The 21,078-nt window shown below is 37.0% G+C and carries 21 protein-coding genes; 7 read left to right on the top strand and 14 right to left on the bottom strand.

What is annotated here, in order from left to right; genetic code table 11:
- Positions 1 to 90: 90 nt before the first annotated feature.
- Genes mvk through fni form a run of 4 tightly spaced genes read left to right on the top strand, consistent with a single transcriptional unit; the run spans position 91 to position 4,170 of the window.
- Positions 91 to 1,053, top strand: coding sequence for a mevalonate kinase (mvk, locus tag FFX44_RS05040; RefSeq protein ID WP_289978653.1), 963 nt, complete (start codon positions 91 to 93; stop codon positions 1,051 to 1,053).
- Positions 1,053 to 2,021, top strand: coding sequence for a diphosphomevalonate decarboxylase (gene mvaD, locus FFX44_RS05035; protein WP_289978504.1), 969 nt, complete (start codon positions 1,053 to 1,055; stop codon positions 2,019 to 2,021). Before mvk ends, mvaD begins: the two co-directional genes overlap by 1 nt.
- A gap of 26 nt (positions 2,022 to 2,047) precedes the next feature.
- Positions 2,048 to 3,121 carry a phosphomevalonate kinase gene (locus FFX44_RS05030; protein WP_289978502.1) on the top strand — a complete coding sequence of 358 codons (1,074 nt, stop codon included), beginning with the start codon at positions 2,048 to 2,050 and terminating at the stop codon, positions 3,119 to 3,121.
- Between the two features lie 20 nt (positions 3,122 to 3,141).
- On the top strand, positions 3,142 to 4,170 hold the full coding sequence (gene fni, locus FFX44_RS05025; protein ID WP_289978500.1) for a type 2 isopentenyl-diphosphate Delta-isomerase: 1,029 nt from the start codon (positions 3,142 to 3,144) through the stop codon (positions 4,168 to 4,170).
- A gap of 171 nt (positions 4,171 to 4,341) precedes the next feature.
- Here the strand turns inward: fni and FFX44_RS05020 are convergent, their stop codons facing one another.
- From FFX44_RS05020 to FFX44_RS05005, 4 genes are read right to left on the bottom strand one after another with little or no spacing between them, the layout of a single operon-like run.
- Positions 4,342 to 5,727, bottom strand: coding sequence for an RsmB/NOP family class I SAM-dependent RNA methyltransferase (locus FFX44_RS05020; RefSeq protein WP_289978498.1), 1,386 nt, complete (start codon positions 5,725 to 5,727; stop codon positions 4,342 to 4,344).
- A gap of 13 nt (positions 5,728 to 5,740) precedes the next feature.
- A complete protein-coding gene (locus FFX44_RS05015; protein WP_289978493.1) occupies positions 5,741 to 6,712 on the bottom strand; it encodes a hypothetical protein in 972 nt (323 codons plus the stop codon).
- A 21-nt stretch (positions 6,713 to 6,733) separates the two neighbouring features.
- Positions 6,734 to 7,054 (bottom strand): metal-sulfur cluster assembly factor, encoded by a 321-nt coding sequence (locus FFX44_RS05010; RefSeq protein WP_289978490.1) that lies wholly within the window; start codon positions 7,052 to 7,054, stop codon positions 6,734 to 6,736.
- 22 nt (positions 7,055 to 7,076) lie between these two features.
- Positions 7,077 to 7,832, bottom strand: coding sequence for an alpha/beta fold hydrolase (locus tag FFX44_RS05005; RefSeq protein ID WP_289978488.1), 756 nt, complete (start codon positions 7,830 to 7,832; stop codon positions 7,077 to 7,079).
- Between the two features lie 122 nt (positions 7,833 to 7,954).
- On the opposite strand from FFX44_RS05005, the gene FFX44_RS05000 reads away from it, so the two are divergent.
- Entirely contained in the window at positions 7,955 to 8,767 is an 813-nt protein-coding gene (locus FFX44_RS05000; protein ID WP_289978485.1) for a Cof-type HAD-IIB family hydrolase, read from the top strand.
- 576 nt (positions 8,768 to 9,343) lie between these two features.
- Here the strand turns inward: FFX44_RS05000 and lysA are convergent.
- Together lysA and FFX44_RS04990 are read right to left on the bottom strand one after the other, a co-directional pair.
- Complete coding sequence (gene lysA / locus FFX44_RS04995) at positions 9,344 to 10,648, bottom strand: diaminopimelate decarboxylase (protein WP_289978484.1); 1,305 nt, start codon at positions 10,646 to 10,648, stop codon at positions 9,344 to 9,346.
- Positions 10,649 to 10,730: 82 nt separating this feature from the next.
- Positions 10,731 to 10,934, bottom strand: coding sequence for a 2-hydroxymuconate tautomerase (locus tag FFX44_RS04990; protein WP_289978481.1), 204 nt, complete (start codon positions 10,932 to 10,934; stop codon positions 10,731 to 10,733).
- Between the two features lie 332 nt (positions 10,935 to 11,266).
- Here FFX44_RS04990 and FFX44_RS04985 point away from each other — a divergent pair, with 332 nt between their 5' ends.
- On the top strand, positions 11,267 to 12,700 hold the full coding sequence (locus FFX44_RS04985; protein ID WP_289978478.1) for a C69 family dipeptidase: 1,434 nt from the start codon (positions 11,267 to 11,269) through the stop codon (positions 12,698 to 12,700).
- Positions 12,701 to 12,904: 204 nt separating this feature from the next.
- Here FFX44_RS04985 and FFX44_RS04980 read toward each other — a convergent pair whose 3' ends face one another.
- A complete protein-coding gene (locus FFX44_RS04980) occupies positions 12,905 to 13,267 on the bottom strand; it encodes an iron-sulfur cluster biosynthesis family protein (protein WP_289978476.1) in 363 nt (120 codons plus the stop codon).
- A gap of 112 nt (positions 13,268 to 13,379) precedes the next feature.
- Here FFX44_RS04980 and FFX44_RS04975 point away from each other — a divergent pair, with 112 nt between their 5' ends.
- Positions 13,380 to 14,282, top strand: a complete 903-nt coding sequence (locus tag FFX44_RS04975; protein WP_289978475.1) for a hypothetical protein — start codon at positions 13,380 to 13,382, stop codon at positions 14,280 to 14,282.
- A gap of 100 nt (positions 14,283 to 14,382) precedes the next feature.
- Here FFX44_RS04975 and FFX44_RS04970 read toward each other — a convergent pair whose 3' ends face one another.
- The 7 genes from FFX44_RS04970 to FFX44_RS04940 all read right to left on the bottom strand — a co-directional run bounded on the left by FFX44_RS04970 (position 14,383) and on the right by FFX44_RS04940 (position 21,020).
- Entirely contained in the window at positions 14,383 to 15,318 is a 936-nt protein-coding gene (locus FFX44_RS04970; RefSeq protein WP_289978472.1) for an alpha/beta hydrolase, read from the bottom strand.
- Between the two features lie 96 nt (positions 15,319 to 15,414).
- Complete coding sequence (gene cls / locus FFX44_RS04965; RefSeq protein WP_289978469.1) at positions 15,415 to 16,866, bottom strand: cardiolipin synthase; 1,452 nt, start codon at positions 16,864 to 16,866, stop codon at positions 15,415 to 15,417.
- Between the two features lie 171 nt (positions 16,867 to 17,037).
- Positions 17,038 to 17,844, bottom strand: coding sequence for a septum site-determining protein MinD (gene minD / locus FFX44_RS04960; RefSeq protein WP_289978468.1), 807 nt, complete (start codon positions 17,842 to 17,844; stop codon positions 17,038 to 17,040).
- A 2-nt stretch (positions 17,845 to 17,846) separates the two neighbouring features.
- On the bottom strand, positions 17,847 to 18,524 hold the full coding sequence (locus FFX44_RS04955; protein ID WP_289978466.1) for a septum site-determining protein MinC: 678 nt from the start codon (positions 18,522 to 18,524) through the stop codon (positions 17,847 to 17,849).
- A gap of 15 nt (positions 18,525 to 18,539) precedes the next feature.
- Positions 18,540 to 19,055, bottom strand: coding sequence for a rod shape-determining protein MreD (gene mreD / locus FFX44_RS04950; RefSeq protein WP_289978464.1), 516 nt, complete (start codon positions 19,053 to 19,055; stop codon positions 18,540 to 18,542).
- 11 nt (positions 19,056 to 19,066) lie between these two features.
- Positions 19,067 to 19,915 (bottom strand): rod shape-determining protein MreC, encoded by an 849-nt coding sequence (mreC, locus tag FFX44_RS04945; protein WP_289978463.1) that lies wholly within the window; start codon positions 19,913 to 19,915, stop codon positions 19,067 to 19,069.
- A 100-nt stretch (positions 19,916 to 20,015) separates the two neighbouring features.
- Complete coding sequence (locus FFX44_RS04940; RefSeq protein ID WP_289978461.1) at positions 20,016 to 21,020, bottom strand: rod shape-determining protein; 1,005 nt, start codon at positions 21,018 to 21,020, stop codon at positions 20,016 to 20,018.
- Positions 21,021 to 21,078: the final 58 nt, after the last annotated feature.

Below are 21,078 nucleotides of genomic sequence, written 5' to 3'. Positions count from 1 at the left end.
ATAAATATGTATAATCTATTTGCTTATACAACTTTTGTACTTACTGCGTTACAGATAATCTATCGCAAGAAAGGAAGCGGCATTTTGACTATGTTTCATGCCCATTTTAGTGAAGGCGTAAGCCACGCTAAAATAATTCTAATTGGTGAACACTCCGTTGTTTACGGAAAACCAGCAATTGCATTACCATTGTCTGAGGTTAAAACAACTGTCACAATAGAGCAGACCTATAATCTGCCTTCTTCAATAAAAAGCCGGTATTTTGATGGGCCCTTGGCATCGATGCCTAAAGCAATGAAAGGATTGAAGCACCTAATATTATTGATTTTAAGAAAAAACAATAAACAGGATCTTTCATTTGTAATGACAATAAAAAGTGATTTACCTGCTGAACGCGGTATGGGTTCTTCTGCCGCAACAGCAATTGCAGTTACCAGAGCATTATATAATTTCCTTGAATTAGAACTTACACATGCAGACTTGTTGGCCCTTGCCAATGTTTCTGAAATTGATATGCATGGTAATCCAAGCGGCTTAGATGCCGCTACATCAGCCAGCAACCAACCTGTCTGGATGATTAAAAAAAAGGAATTAAAAAAGATTCCGATTCATCTTGATGGCTGTCTATTAATTTGTGATAGCGGCATTAAAGGTAGAACTGGCGAAGCTATTGCCGGTGTTCGCAGTCTGCTGCAAAAGAGGCCTTTTGAAACAACTGTTTTGTTGAACAAACTTGAAAAACTCACATATGCTGCAAAAAAGCAGCTCAATAATAATGATATTGCTGGACTTGGAGATACTTTTAATCATGCACAAGAGCAACTCAGAAAGCTTGGTGTTAGTAACGAGAAACTAGATAGATTAATCAACCTCAGTAACCAACTTGGTTCACTTGGCAGCAAATTAACTGGGGGTGGTCGTGGCGGATGTTTCATTTGCTTGATGCCATCCAAAGAAGCAGCGCGAAAAGCCGAAGTCATTTTAAAACGCAAAGGCGCTGCACAAACCTGGATTCAGCCCCTAGGAATTACCGCAACGGAGGAAGTTAATTAATGAATGCGACAACTTACACAGCTCGTGCACACACTAATATTGCCTTGATTAAGTATTGGGGAAAAAAGAATGAAGAGCTAATTCTGCCAATGAATAGCAGTCTCTCATTAACACTGGATCGATTCTATACCGAAACAAGTGTTACATTTGATGAGCGACTTAAAGAAGATTTGTTTTTGCTTGATAATTCTAAGAAAAATCGTATCAAAGTTAGCAAATTTCTTGATATTGTCCGCCAAAAGGCCGCAATCAGTATTAAGGCAAAAGTTGTTTCACAAAACCATGTACCTTCTACGGCAGGATTAGCATCCTCAGCCTCGGCTTATGCAGCTCTGGCACTGGCCGCGAGCAAAGCAGCAGGCTTGGACTTAAATAAAAAAGAACTCTCACGCTTAGCAAGACGAGGTTCTGGTTCAGCTTGCAGATCCATTTATGGCGGCTTGGTCGAGTGGCAAGAAGGAAATGATGACCAAACTTCATTTGCGTATCCAATCAAAATACCCACTGATTTCGAGGTTACAATGGTGGCTCTTGTAATCAGCACAGACTACAAGAAAATTTCTAGCAGAGCTGGAATGAAGCGTGTCGTTGAAACATCACCTTATTATTCAGCTTGGATTCAAAATACTGCTGAGGATCTTAATAATATCAAACAGGCCATATTAGAAAGAGACTTCGAAACTTTTGGAGAGATTTCTGAAGAGAATGCAATGAAGATGCATGCCCTAAATATGAGCGCTCATCCTCATTTTAGTTATTTTGAACCCGATACAATCAAAGCCATGCAAATTGTGGAAAAGTTGCGTTCACAAGGTATATCCTGTTATTATACTCTAGATGCTGGACCAAATTTAAAAGTCATCTGTCTGAAAAAAGATGTTCAAGTAATTACAGACTTTCTTTCGGATAGTTTTGGTCAAGAAAAGGTGTTTGTGGCTGGACCTGGGCCTGCCGCACACCTAATTTAACTTATTTGTCGAAGGGACATGATTTTTTGATAACCGTTAAAGCTCCTGGAAAGCTTTATATTGCAGGTGAATATGCTGTCGTTGAAACTGGATTCCCTGCTATATTAGTCGCACTTAATCAATTCGTGACTGTCACAGTCGAAGAAAGTGATGACTATGGAACGATCAATTCTCAGCAATACAAAGAGACACCACTGTATTGGAAACGCGAGGGCGACAATATGATATTTGATAATCGTGATAATCCATTCCATTACATTTTATCTGCCATTCGCCTAACAGAATCATATGCTCAATCTTTAAATAAGACTATGAAATGCTATCATTTACGGATTGATAGTGATCTTGACAGCCCTGATGGAAAAAAGTATGGTCTGGGAAGTTCAGCAGCAGTTACTGTAGCGACCGTCAAAGCGCTCTGCCGCTTTTATGATTTGCCAATTGCAAATAACATTCTCTTTAAATTATCTGCCATTGCACACCTTGATATTCAAGGGAACGGATCCTTAGGCGATATTGCTGCCAGTGTATACGGTGGCTGGATTGCATATCGTTCTTTTGACCGTGAATGGCTTAAAAGCGCAAGAAATACTTTTAATTTAAAAAAACTCCTTTCAATTGAGTGGCCGCAGCTGAGTGTTGAATTGTTAACACCACCTACGGACCTAGAACTATTGATTGGTTGGACAGGCTCGCCAGCTTCAACGTCACATTTGGTAGATGCAGTTGGACTAAAGAAAGCTGAAAAACGTTTATCCTACCAAGACTTTTTGAACTCAAGCAAGCAATGTCTGTTAAACATGATTGAAGGCTTTCACAATCATAGTATTGAAGTGATTCAGAAAGAAATTCGTAAAAATCGGGAATTACTGCAGGAACTTGGTCGACTCAGCAACGTTGAGATTGAGACACCTCTTCTTCACCTACTATGCGAAACTGCTGAAAAAGCTAAAGGTGCGGCAAAAACATCTGGTGCTGGCGGCGGTGATTGCGGAATTGTTGTAATAAATAAAAAATATGAAACACAGTTATTAACTGATAGCTGGAAAAAAATTGGCATTAATCCGCTAAAACTTCATGTTCACCAAATCAGTGACTAGTTTCTAAAAGGAGGAGTATTTTGGATCAAAGACACGCACATCGTAAAGACGAACATGTCTTTATTGCAGAAAAGCAGTTCAGCACTCAAAGTAATAATGGGCTTGATCAGATTCGGATACTCCCCAACAACTTGCCGGAAATAGCAGTAGAAGAGGTCGATTATTCTACTAGCATTGCTGGTAAGTTGTCCGCTGTGCCCTTTTTTATTAATGCAATGTCAGGTGGAAGCCCCTCAACAAGGAAGTTAAATAAAAAATTAGCTTTAGCAGCGAATGAAACAGGAATTGCAATGGCAACAGGATCCCAAAGTATTGCGGTTAAGTTTCCAGATGCAAGCACTAGTTTTCAAGTTGTCAGAGAATCAATGCCTAATGGATTTGTAATAGGCAATTTGGGTGCAGGAAATAATTTGCACGCTGCAAAAGAGGCAATTAAGATGATTTCTGCTGACGCATTGGAAATACATCTCAATGCTGTCCAAGAAATCATTATGCCTGAAGGTGAACGTAGTTTTTATTGGCAGGATCAGATTGCTGAAATTGCAGCTGAACTTGAAATACCTGTAATCGTAAAGGAAGTCGGTTTTGGAATTTCCCCTGCTACCTTAGAAGAATTAAAAAAGATAAATATCAAATATGTGGACCTTTCTGGTCGTGGTGGTACAAATTTTGCACGAATTGAAAATCAGCGGCTGCATAGCGAGAATTTTAATTGTCTAGACAATTTTGGAATGAATATCGCTGAATGCTTAATTGCAAGCCGACCATTTGAAAATGATTTTTCTTTTACAGCTTCTGGTGGTATTCGGGATGCCCTAGACATTGTCAAATGTCTTTGCCTTGGTGCAGATAATGTTGGAATCTCTGGATTATTTCTGCACACCCTACTAAAAGAGGATATTGCTGGTTTAATCAAGCAAATTGAAAGCCTAAAACACCAGGTCAAAGCTATTATGACTATTTTAGGCTGTCATAATGTCGATGAACTTCGTAAAGTTTCATTAATACTTTCTGATAGCCTGCTAAACTTTAAAAATCAATTAATATAAATATAGAGAGTGTGACATAAGTCTGGAAAATTTGAGTACCAACTCGAAATTATAAGTAATTCGAAGTTAGACGACGGATTTTGACTTATGAAACACATTTATTCGTAATAATATAGGGTCTGGTTCAAAATTTAACTTTTGAACCAGACCCTATATTATTGTATGTCTTCATCAAATTGTGAAGCGTAAACCCTTTGGAAAAAAGTTCTTCAAAGTCCCATTAACAGACTTAGCAAAACCAAATACTTTTCCGTTGCAACGTAGAGCATACCAGCCATTTGGAGGCAATTTGCCTACCAATGTGATTATATTTCCGGATACATAGTTCTCCCATTCAGCAATTGTCACATCAATAATTTGTTGTACATTTGTGCTTTTAATTGCCAAGGCAAGTCCATATGCTGGTTCAAATCTTTTTTTCTTAAAAATTCCAACCTGAAAACCGGGTTTGATAAATTTCAAATCTTGAATATTGGGCCAGTTACTTGGATAGTAGAAAAGCTGATCTCCCCAACATCTAAGATCATCAAGAATAAAGAGTTGCTGCCTGAAGACTTTGCTTTCAAAATCTTTCCACAACTTTTCTTCTTCCTTACTAAGACTTCTGAATACTGAATTTGTTTTTTCCTTTTTCTTTTTTTCCTTGATATTACTGCAAACATTAGTTGTTTCTCTTTTGTCTTGAAGCTTGGCTATAAAATGCCCCTCGCCTCTAAAATGATGCGGGAATAGCCTGACTGCCTTTTCCACCTCTTTATTATTGCCAGCAAGCCTTGAGAATCCCGAATCCATTCCTTCGTACTTCTGCACAGGAACTAATGCTAACTCATAATTTTCCACGAGCCATTCGATAATCTGTTCATCTTCTTCAGGCGCAAAAGTGCAGGTTGAGTAAATTAGCTGACCTCCTGGCTTCAACATCTTCATTGCTTCAGTCAAAATCTCTTTTTGTCTAACGGCACATTCTGCTGGATAATCTTTATGCCAATATTTAATTGCAGCGGGATCTTTTCTAAACATTCCTTCACCTGAACATGGTGCATCAACAAAAATCTTATCAAAATAATTCGTTATTTTTCGTGCCATTCCTTGTGGACTCTCATTTAGAATCACAACATTTGTCGGCCCAACACGCTCAATATTTTCAGCAAGGATGCCTGCCCTTTTTCGATTAATCTCATTTGAAACAAGCAAACCCTTACCAGCTAATTTTGCTGCAATCTGAGTTGATTTACCACCTGGTGCTGCACATAAATCCAAAATAATCTCACCTGGTTTAACATTCCCGACCTCTGCAACATACATAGCACTCGGCTCTTGGCTATAAACATATCCTGTCTGATGCTCCAGTGACTTGCCGCTAACACTTCCATAAAACCCGGTTGGTGCATAAGATACTGGATAATCAAGCGGATAACCAATGTTTTCATAATCTTCCTTTAACGGATTGACACGAAATGCTTTAACTGCCTCAGTTTGTAACCCTGCAAAAAAAGAAGGTGCATCATCGCCTAAAAGATTAGTATACTTTTTTTTAAAATCCGCTGGAAACTTCATTAAATCATAACTCCTATTCAGACCTTTTTAATCTTTTTCTTAAAACCAAAATATAGATAATATTTGCTAAAATAACTCCACTTATATTATAAATCAGTAGCGGTATATAATTAGTTAAATCAGTAATAAGCATTCCACCCATTACTCCAAAAATTGTTCCTAGACCTGATAAAAGAGCATAAAACTCCCACTCTTCAAACAATAGCTGCCGAGATTCTTTCCCTTGACCTAAAAGACTGCGCTGACGTTTCCCATTGCTGATTATCCAAATAATTGTTCCAACCACGAATAATATAAACAATGCAGCTAGTATTAACAACTCTTGAAAATGGTCTAATATCCATGAATCTTGATTAATCAAGAAATGTTTCTGAGCCAAATGTTCGACCGCTTTAGCATCTAATACTGATTTCAATACATTTCTATTCAATGCCTTTTTCCCATCAATTATTATCCGGTAGTTATTAGCAGTTAATTGTTTACTCTTTTCAATACTTGGTGCAATAAAAATCTGTTTATCTAATTGTGATGAATACTTATCACCCATCACACCTAATACCGGCACGTACTTATTGCTGATTTTTAAATACTCTTGGTCTTTTGGTTCGTATAGCTTCTTCTCATAATTCTTTCCAACAACCGCTACTTCAACTTCAGAATCGAAAGTTCCAGTCCCAAAAAAGCTACCATTAATCATTGGTGGAACACCAAAAGTTCCAGTCCCAAAAAAATAAGTCAAGTGCTTATTTTTCTTGTCTTGGAAATGAATTTGTACATTTTTGATATTTTTATTTTTTTCAATTGCCTGTGTAACATCCCAAATTGTTTCTTTTTTGCTCAAAGTAACATGGTATGCAGCCGCAGACAAGTTATGATTATCCAATTGAATTATTAAACTTCTTTGCTGAATCTTTACAAAAAGAAATACGCTTGCAAGCGCAAGCACAGCAGTATATAAAAGTAAGAACAGTCTTTTAGTTAACAATTATTTTGTCTCCCAGCCTTTTTAATGAATCCCCAAAGCCATCCTGGCATATCTTGTCATCTTGTCAATTGTCCATGCTGGCTCCCATACAAAATCAATATTTACTTGATTGACTTCAGCAATTGGCTGGAGTTCACGCTCAATCATTTCAGCCAAGACATCGGTTAATGGGCAGCCCATTGTTGTAAGCGTCATTTTTATTTCACATGAACCAGCTGCATCGAGGTCTATTTCGTAAATTAAACCCAAGTTTACAATATCAATTCCCAACTCAGGATCAATCACATTTTCTAACTTTTCAATAATTTCATCTTTTACATCTTCAACACTTCTACTAGTCATGCTGGATCCCCCCATTTTAGGTTTAATTAAAATATTCGGAAAACTTTTCCGCCATTTCTATGGTTGTTGCCTGAGAAACCTTATGTCCGCCGCCTTGAGTAGTGGAAAAGCTGACATTTTCTGCGTACGAATGGTCTTTTATCTTATCGTAAAATTCCTTAGTTGGTTTATAAGGAACCATTCGATCCCCAGTTGCATGCCAGAAATGCACTGGTCTTCCAGCAATTTTTTGTGGCTTCGTAGATAAATCGATAATTGATAATTGCTCTAACTCTTTTTCAATATATACCGGGTCAACATCTTGAACTCCTGGAATTTTACCTAACAGAATTCTAGCAAATTCTACAGGGCGAGGTGAACCCATCAAGCATACCGCAGCGGTTATTTCTGAATAGATACTCAAGAGAGCACACGTAGTTATCCCACCCATTGATAAGCCGCTCACACCTATTTTATCATCTTTGATACCAAATTCTTTTTTATAAAAATTAATCAGAGTTGGAAATTCTTTAACCGAATTTGCAATTATTTGCCAGAATTGTAACTGATGATCTTCGGCAGGACCATCAACTTCACGTTCACCATGATACATTGCGTCTGGCAAAACAACACGAAAGCCCTTCTTTGCAATTTCATATCCCTGCGTCAAGACCCGCTCCTTGCAACCAGTCCAACCATGATAGAAAATTACTAGCGGTAGACTATCCTCTTTTCTGTCAGCTAAAACAACCTCCAGAACAGGGATGTTTTTGATGCTTTTTGGTTCAACAATCATCATTGTGCTATCGCCTCCATATAATTATGTACCAATTATACACCGTTAGTTATGTCAAACTCTAGTAAAATTAGTGTTTTTATGGTATCTTAAATTCTACGAGTTTTCATGAATGAGGTGTTAATTTGGAACAAAAATTAATTGCATTAGATTTAGACGGAACAACGCTGAATGCAAATTCACTTATTAGTTCAAAAACTATTAGTGTTCTGCAAAAAGCGAGTAAGGCTGGGCACATTGTCTCAATTGTAACTGGCCGCCCATATCGTATCTCAAAAAACTACTATGACGAGCTGCAAATAAAGACGCCTATGATTAACTTCAATGGTGCACTTGGTCATATTCCTTACAGAAATTGGGGTAAAGAATATCAAGATACTTTTTCACGCGAGATTGCTTTTGATTTATTAAAAAATAAAGAAAACTTGGGAATCAAATTAATCGCGGCTGAAGCAAAAACAATGATGCTTGCAGATAGTGTTAATCCTGTAACTGATGGCTTTTTTCCCACCTCTCTAAGCACACAACAGCTTCTAAACGAAGATAACCTGGCAACTGATCCAGCTTCGATTACACTTTTGATTGAGGAAAATGCCAAAGACAAAATAGTTTCTGAATTAAAGAAAAACTACGGTGATTATATTGAAGTTGGCGTATGGGGTGGAGCAAACCCAATTCTGGAACTAGCTCCTAAAGGAATCACTAAAGAAAAGGGCGTTCGCCTTCTAGCCAGCAACTATCACATTGACCGCAAAAATATTGTTGCATTTGGTGATGAACACAACGATTATGAGATGATTGATTATGCTGGTTGGGGTGTTGTTATGAAGAATGGGACAGATGCACTTAAGCAAATCAGTAATGATGTGACCGAACTTGATAACACACAAGATGGTTTAGCCAATTATCTTGAGAAATATCTAGGCTTGGCTGAATAACCAATTCAAAATTGGATAGCATCATCAATGGGACCGAGACAAAATTTTATTTTTTGCCTCTATCCCATTTTTTAGCTTTTGCAGCTGGTAGACCGCCACTTCTTAAATTTAATACTTAAAATTAAATTTTTAAATCATTGCTCAAAAGATGATTATATAATTCGTGCATCACAAAGATAATTGCTGCTATTAAGAAAAACGAAAACATAAAAATACAATAAACCGGAAGTTCTCCCAGTGTTTGGAAAACTGTTCCAAAAATACTATTATAGTTTATTACTGTATTACTGATTGCCAAATCACTAAAACTTGCTATTAGAAGTAACCCAACTCAAACAATTGTTGAAACCAAGAATAACTTTTTCTTAGCACTATACTCCATCCCCTCATCTCCTTCAACTTGAAGTCTACAACAAGATTATACAGATCCTGTCATACTTTGTTGTCTTCTATGTAAAATATTAAATTACAGCATTTTCAATATATAAAATAAAAAAGCTCTAAAATAATTGATGAAAATCAACTAATTTCAGAACTTTTTTAATTAGGGTTGAAACAAAAGTTAGATTCAGAAAATTAAAGACCCAAGTCATAATTCAATAGATCTTCGTAAGTCTCGCGTCTGATAATCAGCTTATCCTCACCGTTTTCACAAAAAACAACGGCTGGTCGAGGATTACGATTATAGTTGCTTGCCATGGTATATCCATATGCTCCTGTTGATGGAACTGCCAAGATATCACCCGGATGTGTAATTGGCAGCAATGCATCTTTTACCAAAATATCACCAGACTCACAATATTTTCCTACTACGGTAACAATTTGCTCTTTCAATGCATGGGGCTTATTAGCCAGAATCGCAGCATACTTTGCCTGATAAAGCGCGGGTCTAATATTATCTCCCATTCCCCCATCAACCGAAACAAAGTGACAGACTCCTTCTACGTCTTTGCGTGACCCTACTGTATATAGAGTAGATCCTGCTTCAGCAGCCAGTGAGCGACCAGGTTCAATCCAAATTTCTGGAAATTCGAGATTGGCTTCAGTTATTTTTTTCTTAACCTCTGTAATAATTTGTTCTACAAAATTTTCAGCAGAAGATGGTTGATCACTATCAACGTAGCGTGCACCAAAACCTCCACCAAGATTCAGCAACTTGGCAGAAAATCCAAATTCTTCGTTCCATTGCTTCAACAGGGAAACCATTTTATCGACTGCCATTACAAAACCCTTGACCGCAAATATTTGGGAACCAATGTGACAATGTACTCCGAGGACATTCATTCTAGGATTATCAAGCAATTCTTTTAGTGCTTTCTTCGCTTGACCACTGTGTACATCAAAACCAAACTTTGAATTTTCTTGACCAGTTGAAATATATTTATGTGTCTCAGCCTCAATACCTGGTGCAACACGAACTACTACAGAAATTGTCGTGTCTTTCTCTTTTAAAATTTTGTCCAAATATGCGATTTCTTGGAAATTATCAACTACAATACAACCAATCTGGGCATCAACTGCCATCTCCAGTTCGATCGGTAATTTATTGTTTCCGTGGAATTCAATTCTTTCAGCTGGCATCCCGCCCTTTAACGCAGCAACTAACTCTCCTCCAGAAACCACATCACATCCTAACCCCTCACCTGCAACTAATTGGTACATGGCAACAGCAGAAAAAGCCTTACTTGCATAGGTCACTCGATAAGGAACAGCAGCAGCAGTAAAAGCCTGTTTGAAGTGACTTATCTGACTTTTCATTTTTGAAACATCATACGCTATCAAGGGTGAACCATATTTAGATACAAGTTTTAAAGTATCGACCCCACCAATTGTTAAATGTCCTGCTTCATTCGTTGTTACTTCATCTGATAAACTTGTCAACTTCAAACATCCTCTCTTTTCAAAAATTCTAATTAAATAAAAAAGCCGGGAATACTGTCCCAGCCATCTCGCACACGTCTAATTATTCATCACTCTTGAGAATTCCGCCTACACTATAGCGGTTTTTTTTCATCTCACTAAGAATAACGTGGACATGTTCAGCTGGTGCTCCAGTGTTCTTGCTAACAGCTTTAGTGACATCTTCCACGAGGTGTTTAAGTTGATCTTGTGTGCGTCCTTCAATTAAATCAATATGTACAATCGGCATCCTTTTTCCCCTTTTCACTAAAACATTAATGTTAGTTATATTAAAGCAGAAATAATATTAGAAAGCAATTAAAATTCCTAAAAATGCTATTTAAAAAAAGATTCTTTCTCTTTTTACTAATTATCCAACTTGTTCTTGATTTTAACTTGCTGCTCTTTATCTGCAAATTTTTCGCATTAACAAAGTTTGTAGACATCACAGAATCCACTTATGCTACAATTTGCTTTAATTTATATAATTCAGACCGAATTAAGAAAGTCATTATGGTAATAACTTTTTTTACAACAAAGAACAATGCTATGCTAGAATTATTTTAACGAAATAATTTAGAAAAAGAAAGAAGAATTAATTTGGCATTTAAAGAACAAAGTTTTTCAGCTTGCACAAGTATTCTTGTAGGAAAAAAAGCAAGTATTGATGGTTCAATCATGATTGCTCGAAACGAAGATGCAAAGACTGCTTGGCCAAAACATTTTAAAGTATATCCTCATGGTGATCACGCCAAACAGAAGCTTTTTGTTTCACCAGACAATGGGTTCACAATGGAATTACCCCAAACTAGTGGACGCTACACTGCCACACCCGAATGGACAGATAAGTATGGGATCTTTGCCGAAGACGGCTTTAATGAGTATGGTGTCGCAATGAGTGCTACTGAAAGTGCATATGCCAACGAACGAGTTCTCGGAGCTGATCCACTGGTTTCTGAAGGAATTGGCGAAGAAGCAATGATCACAGTAACACTGCCATATATACATTCTGCACGTGAGGGTGTCCAGTATCTCGGCAGAATTGTTGAGGAAAAAGGGGCAAGTGAATCAAACGGTATTTTATTTGCTGATCAAGCAGAATCTTGGTATATGGAGATCGCAACAGGTCATCATTGGGTGGCACAACGGATTCCTGCTGATTCCTATGCTGTCGTTGCCAATCAGCTAGCAATTCAAGAAATCGACTTTACAGATAAGAATAATTTCTTATTCTCAACTGGTATTGTTGCTTTTGTTTCGCTAAATAAACTAAATATTGCCACAGACTCTTTTAATTTCCGTAAAATTTTTGGAACGCAAGATTTGAGTGATGCAATCTATAGCACCCCACGTGTGTGGTATGGTCAAAAATACTTGAATCCTGAAATTATCCAAGATCCAATGAGTCAAGAACTTCCTTTCATTCGTAAAGCAAGTCATCTCATCAGCCGTGAAGATATTGAATTCATTCTTAGTTCACATTTCCAAGGAACAGACTTTGATCCAATTGGACAAGGTCCTGTGGAATTAAAACACAAATTTCGTCCAATTAGTCTAGCAAAAACACAAGAATCACATATTCTCCAAATTCGTCCTGGATTCCCCACTGAACTTGCAGGAATCCAATGGCTTGCCATGGGTGTCACTGCTCAAAGTATTTTTGTTCCTTTCTATGCAGCCATCAGTGATACTCCAGAATCCTATAAAAAAGGAGATGCCACTTACAGTACAGACTCAGCTTATTGGAAATACAAATTACTTGGCATTTTGGTCGACAGTAACTATTTAGAATTTGGTTCAAAGTTAAAGGCACTGCAAAAGGAAGTTAGGATTGAGCTAAATAAACGGATTCGTGAAACTGATAAACATGTTCAAAGTGGTCTAACTTCAAAAGATAAAATCGTATTTATTACAAAAAGTTCAAATGAAAATGCTCTTTACGCAATCAAAAAAGTGGAAGAATTAACTGCTCAACTGATTACCGAAGCAACTGCCTTCTCACCACTTGATTTTAAAACCGATGCTAATTTATGATAAAAAGTAGAGTATCCCATCTGACAAAAAGTTTCGAGTACTACTTAGAATTACGAACAAAGTATTACTATGGGTAATTCGAAATTAGACGAATAAGTTTGCCTTGTAGAACACATTTATCTGAAACCAACAAAAAAACCAGATCAAAAGTTAAATTTTGATCTAGCTCCTACTTTACTCAGATTAAGGAATTATTAGCCTAAATTAGACTCCAACTTCAAAGCGCTCGACGTTGACAGCTGCCGTTAACTCACCAGAATTGGCACCTTTAAGACGTAACATTTGGGTCTTCTCATTTAGCTCTAAGGTCATATTTTCGTCCATGTACATCTTACTATAGCCCTTAATAGCAAATGAACCCATATCAGTATCAAGATTTTCATCATAATCGTGCGAATCAACAGCTGGGTCAACTAAAAGTACGCGAAAAACGGATGCTAAAGTACAGGTGCCAACACGTGAAAAGGCTCCCACACCATCATCAAAGTCCAATAAAACTTTGACATCCGTGTCGCCTATCTTGCTTTGTAATTTTGTTTGTGCTTCCGGAGTGATTTTCAAATACATTTTTAATTCCTCCATTCATTTTTATTGTGCCTCAACTATATTGTACACGTTATATTAAAAGACTCAAAATATCTGCTTCTAAAAAGTTAGTATTACCAAAGGAGATTTTAACATGACACATAATTCAGAATTGATTTTCGAAAATGTTCAGCTTGATGTTCGTGAAGTTGTTCTTAAAGAACGGGTCTTTATCACACATTATAGTGAAAATAACATCCAAGCTCTGAGAACAGCCGATAAAAATGTCAGATTCTACTTATCACAAGAACTTTACACGTTAATTCAAAAGTTAATCCGTTTTGGTTTCATTGCTAAGCTGCAAAACCAGCCTAAAATGATTCCAGCACAGTACACGCAAAAAATTGCTGGACTAGAAATAACAGCTTACAAAAATGATGACTCCTTATTCGGTTCACTTGTTTTTCTTATTAATTCAACAAATAAATCTATTTTTTATTGTCATTCATTTACTAATAAAGGTGCACATAATAAACGTATCAAAAACTGGAAAAAAATCATTCGCAAGGAGCAACCAATAGTTTTTTACTTAGATACAAAAATGTATACAAACAATTCCTCTCCTGTCATTAGTGAAGCAGGTATCCAAAAACAATTTGGCAAATTCATTGCTCATCTCCCTGCTGATGCGCATGCAAAGGTCCGATTCTCCGCGCTAAATCCTGAGCGCCTTGCTAAATATAACGAAACTGCTAAAGAGCATAACACGCTGATTATTTGGCAAGAAGATTACGCCAAATTTCTAAGTTTTTTCTTTCCTAATGAAGAATTTTTAACTTCTTTACCAAAAGATAAAGAAAATTTGAGAAACATCCGCCAAATTAGTACAAAATTTGTATTAACCGCTTCCTCAGATAACTATGTTGATCCAATGCTGCACCCTGTTATTGAAAAAGGCCCGGTTGGAGGGATTACACCCTTGATTACTCCCATCGATGACCATGAGCTTTTGCAATTAAAGCAAGATTTAAAAAGCACACAAATCATTTTCTGGTAAAAACACTATAATATAAAAAAAGAGTACGTTATTAGGGAGTAGAATTTGGATATTCGTCCAAAACTACTGAAAAACGCACTCTTTTTATTCTATAAAATTATCAATGTAAATATTCTGTAAAAAAGTGGCTTACTCTCCGCTGATATTCGTTTGGGTAATCATAGTAAGTCATCGCGTGCCCAGCCTTTGCAGCTACCCATATTTTCTTGGGTTCTTGAGCAGCTGCGTAATTTTGGTAGACCATCTTTGTGGGAACAAATGTATCTGCTCCGCCATGGATAAAATAGATCGGCAATTTATTCTTACGTAACTGTTTTAATGAACTTCCTGCTTTAAAATTAAAACCAGCCTTAAAGTTAGCATACCAAGCTGCAGTTGTAATTAATGGTTCCTTTGGTAGGTTAAACCGCGACTTCAGTTCATATGTCAGTTCCCCCTCAATACTTGAATATCCAGCATCTTCAACGATTGCTTTAACCTGTTTAGGCAGCTTCTCACCGCTAACCATCATGACAGTTGCTCCACCCATACTGACACCAAAAAGTCCTATTTCAGAATTCTTACCGTCTTTCGCAATTATCTGCTTGATCCACTTCACATAATCTAGGCGATCCGGCCATCCAAAACCGATATATTTTCCCTGGCTCTGACCTGCACCACGATCATCTGGCGCCAAGACATTATACCCAAGATCATGAAACATTCGGATATAACTAGCCATATCTTTATGATTCTCCTGATAACCGTGGGCAACGATTATTGTCTTATTTGTCTCGTTTTTTGCTGGAACATATACTGCATGAAGTTTTAAATTTTGCCCGGCTGAGATTTCATTCCAACTCTTTTGCTTCACGTTATTTAACCACTTCTTATCAGTATTTTGTTTCTTAGCTTTTTTTATAGGAACTTTCGAATTAAGTGCCTTTTGCGGTTCAAAAGCAAAGTTATAAAGATAAGCACTTGCACCACCTATTCCTGCCAGTAAAGTAACAATTAATATTCCAACTACTATCCCAAAAATTCTTTTCTTGCTCATTAATTTCTCCATCTACTCTTTCAAAACAAATTAGAACTACTCAAGAATTTAAATTCTAGAGCAATTTCATCTTATATGATCACTCGGCAATACTCTCTATAGAATTGGAGATAAAAGTCTCGAAAAATACTGTTTGAACTTCAGCCACAATGATTGCTTCTTAAAATCATCCATCGTTAATTTGGTAGACTTTTTCATATCTTCCCTAAAAATATTACTTAATTGTTCACTTATTCCTTGATCATACAAGAAAGCATTAGCTTCAAAATTCAGCTTAAAACTTCGATAATCCATATTTGCAGAACCAACAGACGCAATTCTATCATCCACAACTAATGTTTTAGAATGCAAGAAACCATTATCATATCTATATATCTCAACGCCGGTTGCAATTAACGACTGGGCATAGTATTGTGTTGCACGATATACAAATGGATGATCTGGCATTGAAGGAATCATAATTTTTACTTTAATTCCTGAAAATGCCGCTAAAGAAAGAGCTTCTAAAATCGGATCATCTGGTATCAGATATGGTGTTTGAATCATTATATATTTAGTCGCATTATTGATCATCTTAATGTATCCGAGTTTAATCTTTTCAATATCATTGTCAGGGCCACTCGAAACAATTTGGATACTCGTCTTTCCTTGGCTCTTAACCAACGGAAAATAATTTTCTTGATAATCAATGCGATCCTTTTCAGGTGCCGTCGCATTCCAATCCATGAAAAATCTGGACTGCATAGAATCAGTCGCATTTCCCTGTACACGAATATGTGTATCTCTCCAGTATCCAAATTTCTTACTCTTACCTAAGTATTGATCTCCTACATTAAAACCTCCAATATAGCCGATCTTTCCATCAATAATCACTAATTTACGGTGATTACGATAGTTTAGACGAAAGCTAGAGAAACTTCGACCTGAACTAAAGAATGATTCCGCCCGCCCGCCGAGTTCCTCTAATTTAGCAAAAAACTTTTTAGTCGTACCATGTGAACCAAAACTATCATAAATCACCCTTACCTTGACACCCTCAGCAGCTTTTTTCTCAAGCAGGTGTAAGAGTTGGTTCCCAATTTCATCATTATAAATCGTATAGTACTCTACATGAACATGGTCAGTTGCAGTCGCAATATCCGCAAATAACCTTCTAAACTTTTCTTTACCATCTATCAATATCTCAACTTTATTGTGCTTAGTTAAAATAGCTTTATCGGTTTCTAAAAAAAGATGTGCCATCTCGCGGGCCGTATCAGTTATTTCATCTGCTGGCAGTAATTCTTTTTCATCCCACTGCTCTTTTTGCAGGCTAACCAACTGATCAATTCCAATTTGTTTTTGCGTACGAATATCATCAATTTTGTTTCGTGAAAGTTTTTTTCCAATAATTAAATACAGAATAAAACCTATTACAGGTAATAAAAGTAAAACCAGCAACCAAGCCCATGTGGCTGAGATTTCACGCTTTTCTCTGAACACTGTTAATATTGCAAAAACAAGGTTCAACATAAAAATAACTTCAATAATCGCTAATGTTATAGACATTTGCTTCCCCTTTTCTGAATTTTGCCGAATATCGTTGCAAAAAACAAGCTATCTATGCAAAAGTTTACACTTCATTAATTCATTTGTCATTTTTAATGGGCAGTGAACTTAATAAGACAAAAAAAACGAAGTCCTGATAATTCTCCGTCTTTTTTTAATTATAAATTATTCCTATTTTTTCTTAAGCCATGAAAAAACATTTTGAAAGAAGCCTTTCTTCCCGACTTCTTTGATATTCATCAAAGGAACTGTCTCTCCTTGCATCCTACGTGCGATATTACGATATCCCTGTGCAGCTGGGTTAGTCTCGTCCAAAACAATAGGCTCTCCCTTATTAGAGGTACTAATTACTTTGTCATCGTCAAAGACAATTCCAAGTAGATTAATAGATAAATGATGCGTTATTTCGTCAATATCCATAACTTGCCCGTCATTCATCATATGAGTTCTGATTCTATTGATAATTAATTGTGGAGCTTCTTCCAAACCAGCTTTTTCAAGTAGCCCAATAACGCGGTCTGCATCACGAACAGCCGAAATTTCAGGTGTTGAAACAACAATTGCCTGATCTGCCCCTGCAATAGCATTTAGGAATCCTTGTTCAATCCCTGCTGGACAGTCAATCAGAACATAGTCATAGTCAGGTTTTAATTCATCAACAATTGCCTTAACTTCACTTGGTTCAAGTACTGACTTATCAGCGTTTTGCGCCGCTGGCAGTAAAAATAGTTTGTCGTCAAAACGCTTATCCTTGATTAAAGCCTGATGCAATTTTGCTCTTCCTTTAGCAACATCCACAATATCATAAATAATTCTATTATCTAAGCCTAAAATAACATCGAGATTTCTTAAACCAATATCTAAATCAAGTAAACAAACCTTTTTATCCGAGAGTGCAAGTGCAGTTCCTAAATTAGCAGAGGTAGTTGTCTTTCCTACCCCACCTTTTCCAGAAGTAACAACAATCGCTTTGCCCATCTTTAGTAACCTCCCATGTGTGCAAATAGTTTTGGTCTAATTGCTTTTACTTGATCCCGTTCAGTATAATCAAGTACATGCAAATCGTTAACATACACTATATTCTCACCATTTTTCGTTATCTTGTGCTCGTCATCAGAAATGATATCAACTACATCCGCAATTCTAACCTGTTGGGCTTTTGAAACATTTCCCGCAATAATTGCCTGTGCATCACTTAAATAACCTGCATGTATGATTCCTTCACAATTACCAAGTAAGAATATATTACCAGTGGCTCTCAAAATTCCCCCACGATGCAAATTACCGATAAATAGAACATCACCTTTAATATATTCGATTTGTCCATTTCTCACCGTATTCGCATTGAGGTGCACTACTTTACTCTCAACCATCTCAATGGCATCTTGAACAAGCATAACATCTGAAGTGAATTTATGTATCGAAAAAAGCGGATAATTACTTACAATATCCTCAATCTTTTTCTTTTCTTCGGCACTTAGCAACCTTGTTCCTGTAGTAATGTTAAAAGAGATTGGCTGTGTGGCATCCCGTTTTTTATCCTTCTGCAAGTCTGCGAATAGAGCTGTTACTTCAGCAAGTATATCTTCAAACTTAGAATCAGCACGAATCGCTATCACATAACCATCTTTGTGCCCCTTTAAAACAACATTCTGCATTTCAATCCACCCCCCTTATCTTGAGGACATCTCCATTAGTCCTTTAATTGGCAAATATAATATTACAAACGCTGCCAAGTTAAATGCTAACGTGGGTCCTAGTGTACTGCTGATAAAGATTGCAAGCGAAACACTTGTAAAACCAATCAGTACGTTAATCCAGTAGAATAAAAGTGTAAAAAGTGCAATATCTATCAGATAAATTAATAGTACCACAATAAAGGATGGTGTAAAAAAACTATACATTACTTTGGTTAAATAAAGGATCAGTGGAACCAACATAAAAAATGGTCCAATTATGCCTGTAAAAAACAAATCAAAAGTTAATCCAACCGTAACTGCCCAAAAAAAAGGATGCTCAACTTTGGCAAAAAAAACACTCATTACAACCCAAAGAATAAATAAACGACTTTCAATGGACAAACTAGCCTTAAAGAAAGCACCCGCAAACATATTACTTAAAGTTCCATCTAGAAAAAGAGCGACGAACAGACCTAAAGGGTAATAATAACGTATTTTTGAAATTCTCATCAAACCAACCTCTAATCTGTTCTCTCTGCAACAGTAACAATATTAAGATTTGTCAAATCTGCTGCAGGCTTTATTTCGACTTTTGTGGCCAATCCATAATCGTCTTTTTCAACTTTCATAACGGTCCCAACATAGATTCCCTGAGGAGAATTGCCACCCATACCAGAAGTAATGACCTTATCACCCTTCTTCATTGTCTTTTGAGAATCAATCTGCCCCATTATTAGCCGGTTGGTGTTAGCATTATAGTTAGTAATTAAACCATTGACTGACCCATCATCTGTAATAATTGTTGTAGCAAAGCGATTAGCATTATCATTCGTTGTACTAATTAGTTCGACCTTACTATTCGTCTTATTTACTTCGGTAACTCGTCCAACCAAACCTTTGTCAGACAAGACGGATGCATTCTTCTTGACACCAGCTAGTGACCCTTTGCTGATAATTATTTGATTTTGCCATGAAGAAGGTGTCCTTGCGATGACATAAGACGTTACCGCAGTATAATTTGTCAAAGACTTATTCAACTTCAATTGTTTTTTCAAAGCTGCATTTTCTCTGCGAATCGTCTGATTGGAAACCTTCTCAGATGCCAAATTATCAACTTGTTTTTTTAATTTCTGATTTTCTTGATAAGTATTAAGCAAACTTCCGACTGCGCTACCCGCATTGCCAACCGCACTAATTGGATAACTTACCACCCTATCAACCAAGCCTGCAGTATCGTTACCAATTTGTTGGATAATTGGTGGTGTTGACCTGTCATTTCTAACAGTAACTGAAAATGCGACTAATACAAACCCAATAATCAATGTAATAAGTACAATGATAAGTCTTTTATTGAAAAAAAATCTTTGCATTGTTTCCTCCACTCACTAAACTCATAGACATATCCAAAAATTAGGAGGCTGGACGAATATACTCCCAACCTCCCAACATGACACGTTTCAATCGTCTATATTATCTTTTTTTCATTACTTCAATACTCTTAAGTGATTCACCGGTACCAATAGCAACACAGTCTAGTGGCTCCGATGCAATAAATACTGGTACTTTGGTTGCATCTGCAATTACTTCAGGAAGATGACGCAACTGAGCACCACCACCAGTTAAAACAATCCCATGATCAATTACATCGGCTGCAATCTCAGGCGATGTTTCTTCTAGCGTTTCCTTGATTGCAGAGATAATTTCTTGTACGACCTCTTGGATTGCCTGTGCAACATCAACTGCTTCAATATCAATTGTTCTTGGAAGTCCACTTAACAAATCACGACCACGAATTGTCTGACTATCCAATTCTTTTGCGGCCTCAATTGAAGCCGATGCAACATCCATTTTCAATTGTTCAGCTGTTCTCTCACCAATCAATAAATTATGATGTTGTCGTACATAATAGATGATAGCTTCATCAATCTTATCTCCAGCCATTCTAATTGAACGACTAGAAACAATTCCACCCAAAGAAATCGTTGCAACATCTGTTGTACCACCACCAATATCAACAACCATGCTGCCAGTTGGATCCATAACTGGAAGGCCTGCACCGATTGCTGCCGCGAATGGTTCTTCAATCACATATGCATCGCGTGCACCTGCTACACGAGTAGCATCAATGACTGCTCTTTTTTCTACTTCGGTTACTCCACTAGGAACACAAACCATTACATATGGCTTTCCTGTCTTCCGAGCCAAAGCCTTTTGGATATAGTACTTCATCATTGCAACTGTTGTATCATAGTCTGCAATTACGCCGTCTTTCATTGGACGAATTGCAACGATACTTGCCGGTGTCCGTCCAATCATGTCTCGTGCTTCAGATCCAACTGAAACAACTTCGCCTGTTTTTGTATTTTTAGCTACAACTGAAGGCTCACGTAATACAATTCCTTTACCTTCTGCAAATACAATTGTATTTGCTGTACCTAAATCTATGCCAATATTCTTCGTCCCGATTCCGAACACTATATTTCATCCCTTCACATTGCCTCATTTTAATAGATAATGCAGTTCTTCAGTAATA

The sequence above is a fragment of the Lactobacillus sp. UCMA15818 genome (assembly GCF_030400225.1).
Lineage (GTDB): Bacteria > Bacillota > Bacilli > Lactobacillales > Lactobacillaceae > Liquorilactobacillus.
Note: the sequence above shows the minus strand (reverse complement) of the source record. Positions and strands in the feature narration are given on the sequence as shown.